This is a genomic window from Mesobacillus sp. ABV4_180, assembly GCF_056158485.1.
This window is the reverse complement of the sequence record NZ_JBSWTJ010000001.1, coordinates 2,042,011-2,060,440: the sequence shown is the minus strand read 5'-3', so window position 1 is coordinate 2,060,440 and position 18,430 is coordinate 2,042,011. Positions and strand designations below refer to the sequence as shown.

The window sequence follows — 18,430 nt, the reverse complement described above, 5'->3', positions numbered from 1 at the left end:
TTTCAACGGCATATGATGCAAAATAACAATCGTGGTCAATTTCCTTTCATAAGGAGAAAAATATGAACATAGAAACGATAAGGAGTGCGATTATGGGAATTTTAAGCGGAAATCCTAAAGATGAACCGATGCATTATGGAGAAGTGTTTGGTACATGGACCCATCTTTCTGTGAATCATGGACTTATCGCCGGATATCAGACTTTTGTCAATCATATTGGTGATGAGGATCTTAAAAAGCTAGTTCAAGAAGCAATTGAGGCGATGAAGGAAGAAAATCGTCAGGTTGAGGATTTACTAAAAACAAATGGGATTGGACTTCCTCCTGCACCGCCAGAACGTCCGATTGCTCACTTAGAAGACATACCACCAGGAGCAAGATTCAGTGATCCTGAAATCGCAGCTGCAGTTTCAAAGGATGTTGCTGAAGGTTTAGTTTCTGCCAGCACAATGATCGGACAATCGATCAGGGAAGATATTGCTTTAATGTATGGTCAATTCCATATGGCCAAAGCACAATTTGGTGCCAAAATGCTCAAATTAAATAAAACAAAGGGATGGCTTGTTCCACCTCCATTGCAGGTAAAATCTACAGAAAGTTAATCGCACAACTATTCGTTACTAGGAAAAAGGTAGTAACAATGAAAAAACAGCAGAATCGAATTAAATCGTGAAGTGACCCCATAATGTGAGACAGGTTATTCTTAGGCAGCTTGGAGGGCATGATTCCGGTATTGTACTGGACTCATGTCTTTTAGTTTTGCCTTTATTCTCTTATGGTTATAGTATTTTATATACTGATTGAGCTCTTGTTTAAAATGCTCAATACTATTAAATTCGGTGTAATACAGAAATTCTGATTTTAAAATGCCAAAAAAGTTCTCAATTACCGCATTAGCGTAACAGTTTCCCTTACGGGACATACTCTGTGTGATGCTATTTTTCTTTAATTTAAGTTGGTATTTGGAGCAACCTTGCATTCTTCTCCTTTATAGGAACGATATTTCTTCATCCGGACCATACATTTCAATTCGAGGTCCTTCATAATTCTTTGTACTTTTTTATGGTTTACTTTATGACCACGATTGTGTAATTCATCTCTGATACGACGGTATCCATAACGGCCCTTATGCTCATCATAAATCTCTTGAATAAGCGTTTTTAATTCAGCGTCCCGGGCTTATCCAATTGTTGAACCCTATAAAAATAAGTACTGCGGGGAATACCAGCTTCAATAGTGACTTGACCGAAAATTCTTGCCTTAACTCATAGACTACTTGCGCTTTGTCTTGTTTGGTGATTTTTCCTTGTTTTGAACTAAGGCACTCAACTTTTTTAAATAGGCATTTTCCATTCGAAGGCGTTCCACTTCAGCTTGAAGTGATTCAACATAACCTTCCTCATTCTGTTTTTGAGTATTCTTCCTATCATCTTTCTTCATTGATGGACGCCCCTTTTTCTTTAGTTTCAGGGCGTCTATTCCTTCCATCTCAAACTGTTTATGCCACTTTAAAAGTGAAGAAGGCTCTGGAATATTAAAGATCGCAGCTGTTTCCCTAACAGACGTCCCGTTTTCAATCATATATTCTAGTACTTCCAGTTTATCTTCAACAGAATAAGTTGTATATCGTTTTTCAAAAGCTTGTTCTCCATGGTGTTGATATTGTTGAATCCAATTAAAGAAAACCCCGTGGTTAACTCCAATATCCTTCGCAATTGTTTGATGTCCTTCTGTTCCATTAATATACCTTTTTACAGCTTGTATTTTCTCCTCAGCAGTAAATCTAGCCATAATAAAAACTGCACCTCCAGATGTTAGCCTATGTGTCTAACATCTGGGGTGCAGTTCAATTTTTCTGCTGTTTTTTTGTGTGTTACCCTCTTGCTGATGCTGTGGTTTTATCTTCAAACGTTTCTTCGCCTGTCTTATCCCTGTGGTAAATTGCGTTGATTTCACCGCCAAGAACGAGTGCCAGGCCTGTAAGGAATAACCATAACATGAGAACGATGACGCCTCCCAGGCTTCCATAAGTTGCAGAATAATTTCCAAAATTGCTGACATAAAATGAAAATCCGAGAGAGATCAGCTGCCAAACCACTGTTGCAAAAACTGCTCCAGGAATTACGTGTTTAAAAGGATAATGCTTATTTGGAGCGATTTTATACAACCCGGCAATTACCGCTACCATGATAACAAAGGCCACTATCCATCGAACGATGCTGAAGATTACTTCAAATTGCGTTGGAATATGGATAAACGACTGAATGCCGTCTAAAATGACTTTACCGAACACCGGCAGTAATAGCGCAACTACAAATGCAAGGATCAACCCGATTGTTAGCATGATCGATACGAGCCTTGCTTTAATGAAAGATCTCGTTTCTTCTACATCAAAAGCGATGTTCATTGCTTTTATGAACGCATTCATTCCATTTGAAGCAGACCAGATTGTACCGATGATCCCGAATGTCAGCAATCCGCCGTTCCGCTCACTGACCAGCTTTATTACATTATCCCTGAGCAATTGTGCAGATTCTGATGGAAGCAACTTATTTATTACATCAATCGCCTTTTGAGGATCAATGTTTAAATATGGAACAATTGCAATCAACAGGATCAGCATTGGAAACAAAGCCAACATATAGTAGTATGCTTGCTGAGCAGCCAGCCCTGTTGCCCTGTCTTTCTTCAACTCATCAAACAGGGTTTTCCCATAATGAATTATTTTTTCTTTCACCTAAAACTCACCTCTCGTTGTCTTCCAGTATGCTTGTCTTTTCCCCGTCCCGAGAGATTTTAATCATGATAAATTAATCCAGTATGTATTTTGTTCCTAGTTCTCATTCAGTGCAAAAACGATCGCTGATTTATGGCCATCAAGACTTCCCAAGCAAAAGGCCACTCCTTATATAAAGAATGGCCTGTTGCATTTTGTTTACTTGTCATCTTCAACGTACGGGTCATGCTCGAAAGCTGGCAGGTCTCCGAACGAAGTCATGATTCCTTCCTGATCCAATTCGTCCTCATATTTTTCATGTTGTTTATTGGGATACACAGTGATTTGCTTACCTGTAATATCATTTCCAACAAAGTTTTCGAAGTCCTCAACGTAACCGACATTTTCTTCCGATTCAATATATGTGTCATTATAATGATTCTGTGGCGTAACGAAATCAGAAGGTGTCTCTGATGTTCCCCAGCTTGAAACCTCCTGCCAGGAATCCTCGGCATCATATGCAACATTTTCATCTTTATTATCCAAATCGAACTTGCCAAAAGGAGGCATCAGTACTCCCTCTTCAATTGGTCTGTTATGTGACACTGTGCGGTCAGGTGTATGGTCAATACAGTATGTTGTTTCTGGTACAGCTTCAAGACGTTCACGAGGTATTTCCCTGCTGCAAATTTCACATTTGCCGTATGTTCCTTCGTTTATTGCCTGTAACGCTTTATTAATATTCTTAATTTGGTATTCCACATGTTCATTCAGAGCAATGTCTTTTTCCCGTTCATATAACTCAGTAGCATCATCAGCCGGGTGATTATCATAACTCGAAAGCTCGCCCGTGGATTCATGTCCATGTCCACTCCTTAAACCGAAGTGATCATTTCCTTCTAAATGTGATTCAAGGTCTTTTTTATTTTTGAGAAGCTCTGCCTTGAATGCCGACAGCTGCTCATTTGTAAGCATATCAGCTGCTCCTTTCTAAAAAGCGGTTTTTCTTAGCTTGCTGCAATCCGCCTCATTTAATAAAAGGTAATAAGTGTAATCTTTCCCGCAAGTACCACTTTTTCAGGGGGAGTCATAGGATATATGACAACTAATAACAAGGAGTGATGCCTATGTCGCTTTTCGTCAACGGATATATTTCACCCCAGATTTATAAAAAGACCGAGATTGATGCTGACAACAGCAATCAGGATAAATTCCATCTTAACTATCTGCAGGAAGTTTTACTCGAACAACAGAAACTGAATGAAGAATTGACTGGGAGTGTATCGCAGTTTGATACTACCTTGCAGCTGGCACGCAATGAACAATATAATCAGTTTCGCGAATTAGTTTCTTTTTTAGCGAAACAGGAAAATTTATCAGAAAAGGTTATGGTGAATTTCTCTGAACAAAAAGAAACCACTTCTGAAATCGATGGTAAGTTAGCTAAAATCGAAATGCTGCATGAACAGTTTGCTAAAAATTTCATAAGTAAAGAGCTGATCAGCCAGGCAATCCTTGACCAGCTTGCCTGCCAGGAATTGATGATTCAGGATTTGAATAGAAAGATTCTCGAGTATGAGGATGTTACTAACGCACTGGTTGTTCAGGCCAAGAAACAGGAAGAGCTTCAAGATATGATGGCAAAACACACTGACCTTCAGGGAGTTTTCCATGAAACAATTATGGAAAGACTCGGCAAGCAGGAGGCGGTAGGTGAAACGATTACAGGGCAGCTAAGCGAATTAAAGACATCTTTATCGACTAAAGCAAATGCCGTCCTTGAGAAAATCGAAGAACAGTATTCTAAAATCACTCAGTTTTTCTTAAGTATTATCATGCCCAATTTAACGCAAAAGAAAATAATCAAAGGAAAAACGTTTAAGACTAAAATAAAAAAGGAAGAATAAAAAAAAGCATTGGCAGTCTTTTGCCAATGCTTTTCAGAACCATTAATCTAAAATTATAACCTTTACTTGTTTTCTTCCCCATTGAATGGCATCGCTTTGTTCAGGAATAAAGACATCGATTCTGTTGCCTTTGATTGCGCCGCCAGTATCTTCCGCAGTTGCATATCCATAGCCCTCTACATAGACTTTTGAACCCAATGGGATCACGGAAGGATCAACTGCAATTACTTTCGAATCCGGATTAGCATTAAGGTCGACGCCTGTTTTTGTAATTCCAGAGCAGCCTTCACAACTAGCTGTATAAGCCGTGGCTTCAACCGTGATTTGGTTTGAAGAAGCAGCAGGCTTGGACGCTGCAGGAGTTGCTGTAACTTGTTTAGCTGGTGCAGATGCAGGTGTCGCAACCGGTGTTGCGGAAGGTTTTGCTGTTTTCGCCTTCATTTCAGCTGGCATATTCGTGTACACTGCCAGGCTCATTCCTGGATGGATAAGGTCGGATGATAGTTTATTCCATTCTTTAAGTTCATTCACAGAAACTCCATATGCTTTTGCAATATTCCAGAGTGTATCCCCTTTTCTGACTTGTGCATACTTAATAGGAGATACTTCTAGTAAGTCGTTCGGATGAATAACATCACTTTTAAGATTATTCCATTTTTTGATAGATTCGACGGATACGCCGTATTCCTTTGAAAGACCCCATAGTGTATCTCCCTTATGTACGACGATTTCCTCTGCCTGTGCTTGGATGCCGGCAGCTCCAGAAATTGCCGCAGCAGCAACCAATGATAATAATGATTTTTTCATTTGTTTGCCTCCCATCGGCTAATTTTTATCACGTGAATTATCGTAACATAGAATTTCCAGAGAAAAAGAACAGGCACATTTAAATTGGATTACGAGAATAACAGAATTATAACGGGAACATGTCATATTATCAGAAAATTCTGTTATATTATTACTATAGTATGAATAATTTCTATCTTTTTTGAAAATTATTCTATCTTTTTCATATGCGCCCATTATTTCCCTTTTTATTTTTGATAGGCCAAAACCGAAATAAAGAAAAAAACAGCCAAAACCTCAATTGAGGTTTTGGCTGTTTCAAGCAATGGTTTCAATTCTCACGGCACAAGCTTTAAACTCTGCTGTCCCTGAAATTGGGTCGTATTCATTCAACGTCAGAACATTGGTTGGAACCTCTGACCAGTGGAAACTCATGAATACCAGACCTGGAACAACTTGTTCTGTTATTTTTGCTTTAACAGTCAAAGATCCGCGTCTCGAACTTACCCTTACTAAATCCCCGTCAGCGATTTTCATGCGTAAAGCATCATCAGGATGGATATCAAGCGTTTCCTCAGTCTGTTTTATTTTTACTCCTGGTGCATAGTGGCGAGTCTGTGTATGAGTATTGTACGACTCATACCGTCTTCCTGTTGTAAGAGTGAAAGGATATTGTTCATCCGGCTGTTCCAGTGGAGGTGTAAATTCAACCGGAACAAAGCTTGAGCGTCTTTCGTTTTCTGCGTCCTCATGGAATCTTTCATGGAGGATCTTTGTTCCAGGATGAGATTCATCCGGGCATGGGTAATGAATGCCATACTCAGTCTCTAATCGTCCGTAAGAAATGCCGCCATACATTTCCCAGGCGAGACTCCTGACTTCATCCCAAATCTGTTCACTCGAAACATAATCCATTGGGAAGCCCATTCTTTTCGATAGCTCACATAGGATTTCCCAATCTTCCTTCACTCCAGGTTGTGCATTAACCGCAGTGCGAACTCGCTGAATTCTTCTGTCAGTGTTTGTATAGGTGCCATCAACCTCGCCCCATGACTTGGCAGGCAGGACTACATCGGCCATCTCGGCTGTTTCTGTCATGAAAATATCCTGGACGATCAGTAATTCAAGTTTCTCCAGCAAACTCCTCGTGTGATTCATGTGAACATCAGCAAGAAGCGGATTTTCTCCGATACAATACAAGGCTTTGATTTCACCAGTCTCGATTTTATCAAAAGTCCTCGTCTGAGTATCGCCGACTTTTTGGCTGATGTCTGTATTCCAGGCCTTCTCAAAACGAGATCTGTATTCATCGTTCAACAGACTGACAGCACCGGTAAGCTGATTTGGCAAACAACCCATATCCCCTGCACCCTGAACGTTGTTTTGACCCCTCAGCGGCATAATGCCAGACCCTTTTTTGCCGATATGCCCGGTTAGGAGTGCCAGATTGGCAATATCAAATACATTGTTCACACCACAATGGTGCTCAGTAATGCCAAGTGTATAGGCAATCATTGATTTGTCAGATGCAGCATACATTCTTGCTGCTTCTATTATATCATCTTCATTAAGGCCGGTTATTTTAGCAGCAAACTCAGGTGTATACCTTTCAACTTTACTATACAATGCATCAAAATCTTCTGTATGCCTACTGATGAAACCCTTGTCATATAAACCTTCTGTGATAATCACTCTGATCATTGCGTTAATTAGTGCAATATCAGTTCCTACATCAATTTGCAGGTGTTTATGCGCGAATTTGACCATATCAATCTTTCTCGGGTCTATGACAATGACTTTGAGACCGCCTTTAATCGCTTTTTTAATACGGTTCCCGATAATCGGGTGCGCTTCAGTAGTATTAGATCCCATCAATAAGAGAACTTCTGCTTCGTCAATATCTTCAAGAGTGTTAGTAGGGAAACCGCTTCCAAAAACAGTCGCCAGACCGGCGACACTAGGAGCGTGTCAGGTTCGATTGCAGCCATCAATATTATTGCTTCCGATGGCAGTCCTCATAAATTTTTGCGTCACATAATTGGACTCATTTGTAGTGCGTGCACATGCGAACATGGAAATTGCATCTGGTCCGAAAGAATTTTTAATCTCAAGCAGACGAGATGCAATGTAATCGTATGCTTCTTCCCAGGTTGCTTTCACTAGCTTTCCTGCTTTTCTGATCATTGGGGTATTCAGTCTTTCTGGCGCATGGACATATTGGTAGGCAAATGCCCCTTTTACACAAGTCTGTCCTTTATTAACAGGTGCTTCCTTATCTCCTCTGATTTTCAAGATCTTATTATCTTCTACTTCCAGAATCAGTCCGCAGCCAGTTCCGCAATAACCACAGACAGTCTTGATCTGTTTATTAGATGTCATACGTTCCCCTCCGGCAATTATTTTATATAAATCTTCCTTACTACCATAGTAGTCTAAATTTTCACAGCGATGTTGAAAAAACAAAAGAATTTTTTGTCGTAATTCCAACATTTTTTCGACAAAATCCGCTTTGAAGGAATCCCCCAAATTTGACTCTTTCCATTTTCAGTGAAGCAGAATGGTAATTAGGTAGATTAGCACACATAAAAAAATAAGGCAGGTCAATCCCGCCTTATTCTTGAATGATGTTATGCAATTTTCGTTGGCAGCATGATCTTAAATGTAGTTCCCTTATTTTGCTCACTTTCGATATAGACCTTGCCGTTGTGGCTTTCGATGATTTTGAAGCTGACCATGAGGCCGAGGCCGTTTCCATTTTTCTTAGTTGTGTAGAAAGGCTCACCGATTTTCTTGAGTGTTTCTGGCGGGATTCCCACTCCGGTATCCTGGATGGAGATTATTACATTGTCATCCTGGACCTCTGTTTTCACGCGTAAGTCTCCGCCATCAGGCATGGCTTCAATACCATTCTTGATAAAATTCAAGAATACTTGCTTAAGGCGGTTCTCATCACACTCGATTTGGACGATTTCCTCTGATACGTCAAATTCAAGTTTGACATTCCTTTTCCTTGCTTCAAATTTAAGCATTGAAACTACGTTTTGGACAATCGGTATGATGTTATTTTCTTCGAGCTCTACTGACTTAGGCTTGGCAAGTACCATGAACTCTTCAACAATGTTATTGACTCTGTCTATTTCATCAAGAATGATATCTATGAATTCTTTTCGCTGCGGATCGATTTCATCCAGTTGAAGAAACTCTGCGTAACCCTTCATGGATGTCAGCGGATTCCTGATTTCATGGGCTACACCAGCAGCAAGCTGGCCGACAGCGGCAAGCTTATCCTGACGGTGAAGCATCTCTTCGGATTTTTTCTTTTCTGTTATATCATTTCTGATTGCAAGGTATTGATAAGGTTTCCCGTTTTCATTCAAGAATGGAATGATGGTTGTATCTACCCAGTAATAGGAACCATCTTTTGCCCGGTTTCGGATTTCTCCCTTCCAGACCTGTCCTGAGCCAATCGTTTTCCAAAGGTTTTTAAAGAATTCTTTTGAATGCAAACCTGAATTTAAAAGGCTGTGATCCTTGCCGATCAATTCTTCCCTGCTATACTTCGAAATTTCACAGAACTTATCATTAACGCTTTTGATCATTCCCTTTTCATCAGTAAAAGCCACAATGGAAGATTGGTCGAGTGCAAATTTAATATCACTTACCTCTTTCATGGTTTCCTTCAGGTTGGCCTCCGCCTGTTTCCTTTGGGTAATATCTGAACGGATCGATACATATTGATATGGCCTCCCCTTGCTGCTCAAGAAGGGAACAATTGTGGTATGGACCCAATAGTAGGAACCGTCCTTCGCCTTATTCCGGATTTCACCTTTCCAGACACTACCTGAACCAATGGTTTTCCACATGTTCTTGAAAAAATCCTTTGAATGTAAGCCAGAGTTCAGAATTGAATGGTTTTCCCCTAATAACTCGGCTTCACTATATTTGGAGATTTCGACGAACTTATCATTGACATAAGTGATATTCCCTTTTGGATCTGTAATCGCTACAATTGCAGATGCATTCAAAGCATCCGTTATATCCTTAAGGTTCGTGTCAGAAACCGCCAGCCTCTTGCTGATCAAAGCGCTTGACCCGATCAAGCCCGCAAGAATCAGCACAGAAACGAAAATGATCAAATAACTGATCAATGATTCTGGAATTCCAGTTTGGGCGGCAGTACCATTACTATTAATAGTAGATGCTCTCGTTAGAAGAAAATGGCCTTCAACAATTGCTGCTGTTACAACAAGAGCACTTAAAGGCTTGATCCACCCATGACTGCCCTGTGTAAAACTCTTTGAAAAAAACAGCATCCAGAATGAAAAATAAAAGGATGCAAATACAAGAGCAATAGCAACGATTAGAATTGCCGGCTGATAACTGAAATCCACTTTCATCGAGTACATTCCCAGAATATGGACTGCAAGTACTGCCAGAGTCATGAAAAAGCTGCCTGCTAACAAGTTTGCCTTATTAACGGTCTTCCCTGTCAGGATATAAAAGGCAATGGCTGTAAAAGATATCACCAAAATGATCGATAAAATGGTAATAGGTATTTGGTAAGAAACTGACCCATGAAGGTTCATGGCAAGCATACCAAAGAAATTCATGACCCAGATTCCGATCCCCAAAGAGAAAGTTCCCCCTAAGAAGAGAAAACGCTTATTACGATCTGATGATTTAATCAGACTAAATAAATCGAGTGCAGTATAGGATGACATAACTGTCAATAAAATGGCGACAAGCAAAAGAATTGGATTAAAGGATAATTCAGGATTATCCATTTTGCATCATTCCCTAATTAAAGATTTCATTTCGATTGTAAGTTAAAAAGATAAAGAATAAAAGAGGTAAATAAATAATTTGTAATAAGTTTGTCATTTTCAGCTATTGACATAATAAGTAAAATCACAAATTCCTCATGCTAAAACAAGGAACTCCATTCTACGTATTCCACTTTGGATTGATGGGACAGGAAAAAACACCTATTTTTAAAATTTTCTAAAAAAGTCTACACAATTATTTTTTTTGTTTATACTGTACTATAACAGGTTATATAATATTTAAATTGTACTATAAAAAGGGGGGGTTAATTATGATGAGTCCAGTTGAATTTTTTCGTAATTTACCAAAGAAGGTTTGTCCAGAATGCGGTGAAGGTATGCAAGAGCAAGCAGAATCATACTTAATGGAATGCGATCGTTGTTTATCTAAAAGGGAAGAATAAAAAATACAGGCATCCTATTAGGATGCCTGTATTTTTTATTCTTCTTGCAGACAACTGTTCAAAAAAATCCTATAATTTTCCTATAACACTTATGAGGAGAAAATTATGGACAAGAACAGTCTGATAAGACGCATAAAAGAGATCTATCCCAGTCTTGAGGTGGATATGACAGAAATGAATATGTTCGGGCAAAACAACCATGTCATCATCATTAATAACATGCTGGTCTTCCGTTTCCCTAAATACGATAATGGAGTAATCAGCATGTTGAAAGAAGTGGAGATATTAAATCTAATAAAAACAAAAATTACTGTACCAATTCCTATTCCGGTTTTCATTTCCCTTGACGATACTAAGCCTTGCAAAGCTTTTGCTGGTTATAGAATGCTGAAGGGCAGTCCTCTGTGGAAGGATGAACTTTTTAGCACTAAGGAAGCTGATAGAATGAAGATTGCACAACAGCTAACGCTATTTCTGAAAGAGATCCATTCGATTCCACACGAATCAGTAAGTACACACATAAATCAAGAATCATCAGATCCAATTGATGATGTCAATACACTTTATACCAAATTCAAAAACAAAGTCTATCCATACATGAGTGTGGATTCAAGAAATTCAGTTTCTTGCCAATTTGAATCATTCATGGATAATTGGAGAAAGCAAAAGATTATCCCTGCTCTGATTCACGGCGACTTCGGTGCATCCAATATATTATGGGATGCGGAAACTGCGAAAATAACAGGTATCATCGATTTCGGTGGTTCAAGGGTTGGTGACCCGGCGTCCGACTTTGCAGGGTTGCTCTCAAGTTACGGAGAGGAATTCTTCAACCACTGTATTAATCTTTATCCTGATGGAAAAAGCATAGCAGAGAGAGTTAAATTTTACCGAAGTACGTTTGCCCTTCAAGAAGCGCTGCACGGAATTGAAAATAATGACGAACAAGCTTTCAAGAACGGGATCCGTTCCTATCTGTAAAAAAAAGAAGCTCGACTGCGAGCTTCTTTTTTTAACATCTTAGGAGACCCAACCAGCATCAGCCCAAAACATTTTGGAGCTATTGAGTTGTATAATTCTCTTCCTATAGCCGATGTGTGTTTGTTCCGCATTAAAGGTGTCATTTCATAAAAAGGTATGACCTGATTTTATGAAGACCCTTTACAAACACATTTTTCGGTATAATCACCGAGAGACTCATTATTCCCTTAATTTATAAGCAGTTTTTCCATTCGCAACATTTAAAAGTTTACCAGGGACCTTTACAGTTTCTTCCCATCATTTTTTGGGATACTCAATTCCAAATACTGTCCTGACTGAAACAGTATTCTTTTGGAGAGAAGCTTCTTTTCAGCGTACCACTTTTGAGTAGGCTGAATGTCTGCTCTTCGCCACCTGAAATGATTCACAGTAAAGACTTTCGATTGTCCTCGGTGTGAAAATTAAAAATGGGGTTTCCAAAATGTTGGCGAATTTCTGAAATTGCTTACAAACAATTTAGGAATAAACCTTTCCTTCGTTCACTACGGAACGAACACATTTGGTTGAGCCTCCTAAGATGTTAATCAATTTCTTTTTACACTTTTATTATACCACCGGCAAAACAATGTAAACCCTTACATTTATGTCTATTCGGTGACAATATCACTCTTTGCCAGTCTGCCAAAAACTGCGCATACTCTATTCGGACAATACAGAAACTACCTTTATTGAGGGGGTGAAAATCTTTGGAAAATAAGTTAAATGAAGTCACATCGACTGAAAAAACTATAAAATCTTCATATATACCTAACCAAAGATTCGTACCCGGAGGTTCTGTTGATGAGCACCGGGATATTGAAGCAGGAAATATAATATTGACAGGAGACGAAATAAAACAGCAGAACGAGAACTTATAACGAAATGAGGTTTTTCTTTTGGAAATGATTGACCCAAAAAATCTAAAATCTGGCGATGAGGTTTTTGTGATATACAGAAATCCACATGTACCTACAGTTTCAAATATTAAGGCAGCAGAAATTGTTCAACATCCAAAAGATCCGAACTCACTGGCATTGTTTTTAAATGAGACTTTTCACGTCATTGAAGATGATGATGCTATCTTTGCTACGCAAGACGCAGCAGAAAAAGCTTATTTAGATGTAATGGATCCATATCAGACATAAGCCCCCTGAGTTCTACAAATAAATTAAGGCTCATTCCGACTTAGTTTTACTAATGTCCCGAAGGGGTAAATTATGAATGCTAGCCAATTTTTCAGAGGAGGGATCGCGGATGAAAGTACTGTCAGCATCTTCTAAACTCGTTATTGGCTCTGCATTTGAAGGAGGATTTGTCTATCTAAAGAAAGGCACCCTTACCCCCAACAAAGTGGTCAGACGCGGAAAGCTTTAAATCGACAAATTCTCCTTGGAAGAAGAAAAGCACATCGTGGATGTGCTTTTCTTCATTTCTCTATTATTGGTATCCTCTGTTATCCAATACTTCGTTATTTCTTGACGATCGTTCGCTTTTAGAGCCAATTTCGCCTTCCATATAACTATCACTAGCCTGCTCATGTGTCATCGCTAGTCCGTTTGAAAGCTCATCTTCCCGTTTGTAATCAGAAGTTTCGTACATGCGGCCTGCAAGGTCAGTGCTTATGTTTTTCTCTTTACTCATGCTAAGTCCCTCCTTTCGTTTACTCGAATTATTTTTTGATTCCGGAGCAAAATCCATACTCTGTTCTCGTTAAAGTTTTTATACAGCATTAAGTACACTATAGAAAAACCCCCTTTAGGAAAAGGGGGGTTACATTAAAGATGATCGGTATGAATAATTTGTCTTTTATGGTCAAGCAAGAGCCAAATTGCCAATAGAACACCTATAAATGTAAGACCGGCAAAAAATAAATAAACACCGTTTATATTGAATTCTTCAAAAATAATTCCACCAATGAATGTAAAAAACCAATTTCCCAGCCCATTCCCGACAGCTGAATAAATCGTAACTGCAGTGGCAGTAATATGTGATGGTGTGATTTCACGGATATACTGCAGACCTGCAGGAATGAACAACCCTAATGAAAACCCTTGTATAACGGCTGAGGCATACACCATGGATAATCCAGGCTCAGTAAAATAAAATATCCACCTAACGAGCGAAACAAGCGCAGCTATGACAGCAACCTGGAGGAGTCCTAGATTCCGGATCCAGCTGCCTGCTGCTCTCATAAAAGGAATTTCAGATAATACTGCTATTAAAAAAGCGATCCCTATTCCAGTATAGGTGCCTCCTCTGTCCTCGACAAATAAGCTGAAATAAAAATTATTCGCCAAATTGGGGCCAAAAACCATGAATGTTACACCCAGAAAAATAAGAAATCTTCTCATTCTCATTAAATCTTTCATCCCTGCCAGCAATCCCATTGGCTTTCCAGCAGTTTCCCTTGGCACCTTCATGGAGAAGGCAGAAGATACCACCAAAGTAACGAAAAAAGCGTAAAAAATAACTTGCGGATTCCACTCTGATAATTTCCCCATAACAAAAACGGCAATTCCAAAACCAAGCGAGCCAAATAAGCGCACATTCCCATAATTAACCTCAGCTTGGCTTGTATACTTTAGAGAAATACTGTCTGATAAAGGTATAATGGCACTTTGAAATACAGCCAGTACTACCGCTACGAGAATGAAAGAAAAAAATCCCTCAAGAAAAAGGTAACCCAGTGCTGATATTCCTGTAACCAAAGTCGTAACTGTCAAAAGCCGATTATGAACATTTTTCATATCCGCTATCATTCCCCAGAACGACTGGAAGAAAATCATGATTACTGGACCAATCGAGAGAATAATCCCTATTTGATATCCATTCAACTTTTCTACTTCACTTAGATAAACACTTAACAAAGGAAATAAACTGCCTATCCCAAAAAACACGAACAGGTAAAACCCTTGCATTGTTAATATATCCCTTTTTACTCTCTTTTCCATTCACTGCCTCCGTACTTCCAATTTAATCGAGATATATTCTACCACTATTTTAGTATAAGGATAGATTTTTTAAATAAATGCAAACTAAAACCTGAAATAAAGCGTTTTCATTTAATATTCATAATGGTAAAATAATGTTGAATTAAGTGATCAGACGTCTGCTCACCCATTAAGATTTTATTACTCTTGCTATGCAGAGGCGGTGAAAACATGAAAGAAATTATCTTAAGCTTAGTTGCTGGATTAGCAGTAGGGGTTATATTTAAATTCTTAAAGCTTCCTCTACCGGCACCACCCGTTCTTGCAGGTGTCCTTGGAATTGTTGGAGTATATTTAGGCGGATTACTTGGTGATTGGATTTTAAATTATTTTAAATAACTATATAAAAAAATCCACGGAAATCTCCGTGGATTTTTTTGATGATGGAATCAATATCGCTTAGCATGATCACAGCTCACGTTGAATACCAATACCATCTATGTGCTTTTTGTTCATCTGATTCATCAATTTCCTGTTCTCTTTTGACTCAAATATGATATTAAAGTCGTAATCTGGAGGATAGAGCTCAGACGCTGGTACATTCAGCTTGAGACGCTTGTAGTTAACTTCACTTTTTCCATCTCTGGACTGAACAATATAATTCCCATTACTGTCAGGTCCTTTATAGATAATACCCAGCTCACCAAGACTTAATATATGCACACTATCCCCCATATGATATTGGATAACTGGCTTTTTATCTGCAGATGGTCTTTTCCCTTTGTGCCTGTTGGAAATGATTTGCTGATCCATTGATCGTAAAATTGAAGGATCATCGGCAAATAAATCCGTATAGTTCTTTGGTTCCTTATAGGTGATTGTATGAGCCCGTTCTATTAACTTTGGATGAATGCCGAGTTTAAGGGCAATCGCAAATGCCTGGCTTTCTCCTCCTTTTCCAATACGGAGCCGGTAGGTAGGCTTTAGGGTTTCAAGATCAAATTCCATTGAGCCATTCATGAAATCTTCATGCTGGTCAGCAAAGTCCTTTATTTCACTATAATGTGTTGTTGCAAACAAAGTTGCGCCTTTGTTATTCAGATTTTCTAGGATTGCTGTTGCAAGCCCCATCCCTTCTCCCGGATCGGTGCCAGAACCAAGTTCGTCCAGCAATACGAGTGTCTTATCATTCGCTTCTTTTAAAATATCAATGATATTAACAATTCTGGAACTGAAAGTACTCAGATTCTGCTCAATACTTTGGCCGTCCCCTATATCGACAAGCACTTTTTGAAATATTCCGCTGGTGCTTTCCTCTTCAACAGGTAAATGCAGCCCACTTTGCGCCATTAATACAAGCAGGCCTGCAGTTTTGATTGATACTGTCTTACCGCCTGTATTCGGACCTGTTATGACAAGTGCTTGATAATCACGGCCGATTTCAATCGTTAACGGAACCGCTTTTTGACCAAGCATCGGATGTCTCGCTTCATTGAATACGATGACGGATTTGTCTTCTATTTTTACTTTTTTTGCTGCAATGGATCTGCAATACTTTGCTTTTGAGAACAAGAAGTCATAATGGACCATCGTTTCCATTGCAAGTCGAATCTCTTTCTCTTTTTCCTCCGCTAGGCCAGTCAAAGCGATGAGTACTTTTTCCACTTCTGCTTGTTCCTCCATATAAAGCCACTCCATCTGTTCCTGGAAGGAGGCTATTTCTTGCGGTTCTACGAACAAGGTTGAACCGGATGCCGAAGTATCCATAATTGCCCCCTTTACCTTGACCCGATACTCCTTCTTAACTGGGATGACATATCTACCGTTCCTCTGGCTGATGACAGCTTCCTGAAGAAATGGTTTAAGCTTAGCGGATTTCAGCAGCTGGTTCAGTTTTTCCTTTAATCGTTCTTCCTGAATTGCAATTTGTTTCCTCACCTTTAGGAGGTCTTTTGAAGCATAATCATCAATTTGCCCGTTTCGTATACACCTTTGAATTTCCGCTGCAAGCTCAGGCAGTTCTTCAATCCCATACACATATGCAGATACTCTTGGAGCAATATATTCTTTGTCCTTCATAAAACGCCTGATCTTATTGCATGTGTCCAGGAAAGAAAGAAGCATGTTCAATTGCTCAGGCCGAAGAGGCACCCCTTTGTTAAAGCTTTTCAAAACTGCTTCCATTCCATCAAGACCGTGAATGGGCACACTAGCACTGGCTTTCAGTATTTCAATCGCTTCACTCAATTCCTCCTGCCAGGATGTAATCTGCTTTAAATTGACAGAGGGTAGCATTTCCCTGGCCTTTTGCCTGCCCAAATCAGTTATTGCATAAGCAGCGATTTCCTCCTTGATATTGTCATATCCAAGTACATTAAAAGTTTGTTCGTTCAATTTTTATTCCTCCTTAAATATTAGAAAAGCGGAAGCGCCTTGGTCAGCCCCAACAAACGCTGGAGGGCCTGACAGTGAAGTCGCTCTTTGACTTCATTGGCAGGACCGAAGCGTCTCGAGGAGTTTGCAGCCCCAGCTAGACAAGCGTCTCCAGGGTCTAGGCGATGGAGCTGGAAAATTCTCGAAGTAAAATTAATGCTTTCTAATTTTTCGTAAAAAAAAGCCGCAATGGAACAAAGTTCCAAAGCGGCTTCAAAAATCCCTCGCAGACTGATCTGCAGGCATCATTACCGAAAAAAAAGCTGTGTATATGCACACAGCTTCTGCTTACGGTTTTCAAGCATGCTTTACTATGTTCATTCTTAACATTCAACCCAGGTGCATAGTCAAATAAACCCTCGACAAGGCTTTTTGAAAAAAGTCTGGATCGACCGTATTAAATTAACGGTTAGTTAAGAACGACACCTAACATAAAACATACTCCTTCATATACAAATTATCTTCCCTCCTAGGTTACTTCAAAGACTGCATCTAAGTCAACCATATTTCTCCAATTGAACACAAAAATAGATGCTTTAAACAGAATGTTCACATTTTCTCTATTGACCTGTTGTTTATATTTCATTTAAATAAGGTTAAATAAGGGACGGAAAAGGTGGGATTCGTGTGGCCGACCATAAAAACCAAATCAATCTAACTTATGAAATTAGTGAATTAATAAAAGCATCTGAAAAAATCGTAAAATACAAAAAGGGCAATTTCCTCTTCCGCGAAGGTCAGGAAGCAAAAGAAATGTATATTATACTGTCAGGTAAAGTACAGATTTCTAAAATGAACGCTGAAGGAAAGGAATTATACTTAAGGTTATGCAAGGAAAATGATATCGTAGGAGAACTCACACTATTTACCGTTGAACCCCGGTATTTGTTCAACGCAAAGGTACTGGAGGATGGTGAAGCCGCAGCAATCAATATTGAAAACCTCGAACAAACCTTATTCAACAACAGCCAGCTTGCCTATCAGTTCCTCAAGTGGATGAACGACCATATTCGTAAAACGATCACGAAATTTCGCGATCTTGTCCTTCACGGTAAAAAGGGAGCATTATTTTCAACCCTGATCCGACTTTGCAATAGCTACGGAATCAAAAAAGCAGATGGTGTACATATAACCATACCAATCACCAACCAGGACTTAGCAAATTATTGTGGTACTGCAAGGGAGAGCGTAAGCCGAATGCTCGCGGAATTAAAAGACAGCGGCATTGTATCAATTACTAAGAAGCGGATTATCATCCATGATTTGAACTATTTAAAACAGCAGATTGAGTGTGAAAATTGCCCAATTGAATATTGTAATATTGAATAAATACAAAAAAAGGAAGCTCTCTGAGTTTCCTTTCTTTTATCCTCGAAAATATTCATTACTTGGATGAGTTATTATTTCATAG

The 18,430-nt window shown here is 39.2% G+C and carries 16 protein-coding genes and 2 pseudogenes; 8 read left to right on the top strand and 10 right to left on the bottom strand.

All coding sequences use genetic code 11. The features are described from left to right. Positions 1–62: 62 nt before the first annotated feature. A complete protein-coding gene (locus tag ACXAEA_RS10485) occupies positions 63–602 on the top strand; it encodes a DUF3231 family protein (RefSeq protein ID WP_475095825.1) in 540 nt (179 codons plus the stop codon). A gap of 101 nt (positions 603–703) precedes the next feature. On the opposite strand, the pseudogene ACXAEA_RS10480 reads toward ACXAEA_RS10485, so the two are convergent. From ACXAEA_RS10480 to ACXAEA_RS10470, 3 genes and pseudogenes are all read right to left on the bottom strand, one after another. After that, a pseudogene (locus ACXAEA_RS10480) lies at positions 704–1,791 on the bottom strand (transposase). 82 nt (positions 1,792–1,873) lie between these two features. Continuing rightward, positions 1,874–2,737 (bottom strand): YihY/virulence factor BrkB family protein, encoded by an 864-nt coding sequence (locus ACXAEA_RS10475; protein WP_475095824.1) that lies wholly within the window; start codon positions 2,735–2,737, stop codon positions 1,874–1,876. 198 nt (positions 2,738–2,935) lie between these two features. Next, positions 2,936–3,691 carry a TraR/DksA C4-type zinc finger protein gene (locus tag ACXAEA_RS10470; protein WP_475095823.1) on the bottom strand — a complete coding sequence of 252 codons (756 nt, stop codon included), beginning with the start codon at positions 3,689–3,691 and terminating at the stop codon, positions 2,936–2,938. 152 nt (positions 3,692–3,843) lie between these two features. On the opposite strand from ACXAEA_RS10470, the gene ACXAEA_RS10465 reads away from it, so the two are divergent. Then, positions 3,844–4,623, top strand: a complete 780-nt coding sequence (locus ACXAEA_RS10465; RefSeq protein WP_475095822.1) for a hypothetical protein — start codon at positions 3,844–3,846, stop codon at positions 4,621–4,623. Between the two features lie 42 nt (positions 4,624–4,665). On the opposite strand, the gene ACXAEA_RS10460 is transcribed toward ACXAEA_RS10465, so the two are convergent. From ACXAEA_RS10460 to ACXAEA_RS10445, 4 genes and pseudogenes are all read right to left on the bottom strand, one after another. Then, positions 4,666–5,430, bottom strand: coding sequence for a 3D domain-containing protein (locus ACXAEA_RS10460; RefSeq protein WP_475095821.1), 765 nt, complete (start codon positions 5,428–5,430; stop codon positions 4,666–4,668). A 297-nt stretch (positions 5,431–5,727) separates the two neighbouring features. Further along, on the bottom strand, positions 5,728–7,605 hold the full coding sequence (gene fdhF, locus ACXAEA_RS10455) for a formate dehydrogenase subunit alpha (RefSeq protein ID WP_475098112.1): 1,878 nt from the start codon (positions 7,603–7,605) through the stop codon (positions 5,728–5,730). Positions 7,606–7,629: 24 nt separating this feature from the next. Then, positions 7,630–7,788: pseudogene (locus ACXAEA_RS10450) on the bottom strand (hypothetical protein); the annotation flags it as partial. Positions 7,789–8,036: 248 nt separating this feature from the next. Beyond that, a complete protein-coding gene (locus tag ACXAEA_RS10445) occupies positions 8,037–10,193 on the bottom strand; it encodes a PAS domain S-box protein (RefSeq protein WP_475095820.1) in 2,157 nt (718 codons plus the stop codon). Positions 10,194–10,501: 308 nt separating this feature from the next. Here ACXAEA_RS10445 and yhfH point away from each other — a divergent pair, with 308 nt between their 5' ends. From yhfH to ACXAEA_RS10425, 4 genes are all read left to right on the top strand, one after another. Then, a complete protein-coding gene (gene yhfH / locus ACXAEA_RS10440) occupies positions 10,502–10,636 on the top strand; it encodes a protein YhfH (RefSeq protein WP_475098111.1) in 135 nt (44 codons plus the stop codon). 105 nt (positions 10,637–10,741) lie between these two features. Continuing rightward, positions 10,742–11,617: a phosphotransferase family protein gene (locus ACXAEA_RS10435; RefSeq protein WP_475095819.1), complete on the top strand. Its 876-nt coding sequence runs from the start codon at positions 10,742–10,744 to the stop codon at positions 11,615–11,617. Positions 11,618–12,363: 746 nt separating this feature from the next. Then, positions 12,364–12,534: a hypothetical protein gene (locus ACXAEA_RS10430; protein WP_475095818.1), complete on the top strand. Its 171-nt coding sequence runs from the start codon at positions 12,364–12,366 to the stop codon at positions 12,532–12,534. A 24-nt stretch (positions 12,535–12,558) separates the two neighbouring features. Beyond that, positions 12,559–12,801 (top strand): transcriptional regulator SplA domain-containing protein, encoded by a 243-nt coding sequence (locus ACXAEA_RS10425; protein ID WP_475098110.1) that lies wholly within the window; start codon positions 12,559–12,561, stop codon positions 12,799–12,801. A 292-nt stretch (positions 12,802–13,093) separates the two neighbouring features. On the opposite strand, the gene ACXAEA_RS10420 is transcribed toward ACXAEA_RS10425, so the two are convergent. Together ACXAEA_RS10420 and ACXAEA_RS10415 are read right to left on the bottom strand one after the other, a co-directional pair. After that, the gene (locus ACXAEA_RS10420) at positions 13,094–13,297 is read right to left on the bottom strand and encodes a YozQ family protein (protein ID WP_475095817.1); all 204 of its coding nucleotides are present in this window, start codon (positions 13,295–13,297) and stop codon (positions 13,094–13,096) included. 134 nt (positions 13,298–13,431) lie between these two features. Further along, entirely contained in the window at positions 13,432–14,607 is a 1,176-nt protein-coding gene (locus ACXAEA_RS10415; RefSeq protein ID WP_475095816.1) for an MFS transporter, read from the bottom strand. A gap of 210 nt (positions 14,608–14,817) precedes the next feature. Between ACXAEA_RS10415 and ACXAEA_RS10410 the strand changes: the two genes are divergently transcribed. Then, positions 14,818–14,985, top strand: coding sequence for a XapX domain-containing protein (locus tag ACXAEA_RS10410; RefSeq protein ID WP_475095815.1), 168 nt, complete (start codon positions 14,818–14,820; stop codon positions 14,983–14,985). A 69-nt stretch (positions 14,986–15,054) separates the two neighbouring features. Here the strand turns inward: ACXAEA_RS10410 and ACXAEA_RS10405 are convergent, their stop codons facing one another. After that, positions 15,055–16,980 carry an endonuclease MutS2 gene (locus ACXAEA_RS10405; protein WP_475095814.1) on the bottom strand — a complete coding sequence of 642 codons (1,926 nt, stop codon included), beginning with the start codon at positions 16,978–16,980 and terminating at the stop codon, positions 15,055–15,057. Between the two features lie 660 nt (positions 16,981–17,640). Here ACXAEA_RS10405 and ACXAEA_RS10400 point away from each other — a divergent pair. Beyond that, positions 17,641–18,348, top strand: a complete 708-nt coding sequence (locus ACXAEA_RS10400) for a Crp/Fnr family transcriptional regulator (protein WP_475098109.1) — start codon at positions 17,641–17,643, stop codon at positions 18,346–18,348. The last annotated feature ends 82 nt before the right edge of the window (positions 18,349–18,430 follow it).